General features: G+C 77.2%; 1 protein-coding gene. It reads right to left on the bottom strand.

The window, feature by feature from the left end; translation table 11 throughout:
- On the bottom strand, positions 1–664 hold a 664-nt coding region (locus HMPREF0731_RS22265), incomplete at its 3' end, for an HWE histidine kinase domain-containing protein (RefSeq protein ID WP_040614491.1).
- Positions 665–753 lie beyond the last annotated feature (89 nt).

The following is a 753-nucleotide window of genomic DNA, read 5'->3' as shown; positions in this document are numbered from 1 at the left end:
CGCCGCCGGCCAGCAGGTCGTGCGCGCGGGCCATGGCGCAGAGCCGGCCGTCGAGGCTGGCGACGAACTGCGCCGGCGGCACGTCGCGCGGCGTCAGCAGCAGCAGGGAGCGCACCACGGCCATGATGTTCTTGGCGCGGTGGTCCACCTCGCGCGCCAGCAGGGTGGCGCGCTCCTCGGCCTGGCGCTGCTCGGTGCTGTCCAGCAGCACGCCGTCCCACACCACCGAGCCATCCGGCAGCGGATGCACGCTGGCCATGGTGCGCAGCCAGAGGCGGCGGCCATCGGCGGTGCGCACATCGCCCTCCAGCACCAGCGGCGTCAGGGTGGTGGCGGAGTGCTGCAGCGCCGCCTCGGCGCGGGCGCGGGTCTCGGGCGTCAGGGCGCGCAGGATGGAGGCGCGGGCGGAGCTGCCGCTGGGCTCGCCCAGCAGGGTGTTCATGCCCTCGCTCATATAGGTGCAGGTGAGGCGGCCGCAGGGGGCGCGCACCAGGCGGTAGAGCGCGCCTGGCAGGTTGGCGGCGATGTCGGTCAGGCGGCGCTCCGCCTCGCGCTCGGCCAGGGCGCGGGCCAGGCGCTGCTGCGCGGCGCGGCCCTGGCGGGTTCGGCAGGCCAGCAGCAGCGCCAGCATCAGGCCGAGCGACAGCGCCATGGTGGCGAGCATGGTCAGGCGGGAGGGCTGCCAGGGCTGGGCCGGGGCCGGGGCCGTAGACGGGGCGGGGGCCGGAGCCGGGGCGGCGGGCGCCGCCATGG

The sequence above is a fragment of the Pseudoroseomonas cervicalis ATCC 49957 genome (assembly GCF_000164635.1).
GTDB lineage: Bacteria > Pseudomonadota > Alphaproteobacteria > Acetobacterales > Acetobacteraceae > Pseudoroseomonas > Pseudoroseomonas cervicalis.
This window is presented reverse-complemented; position numbering and strand designations above follow the sequence as displayed.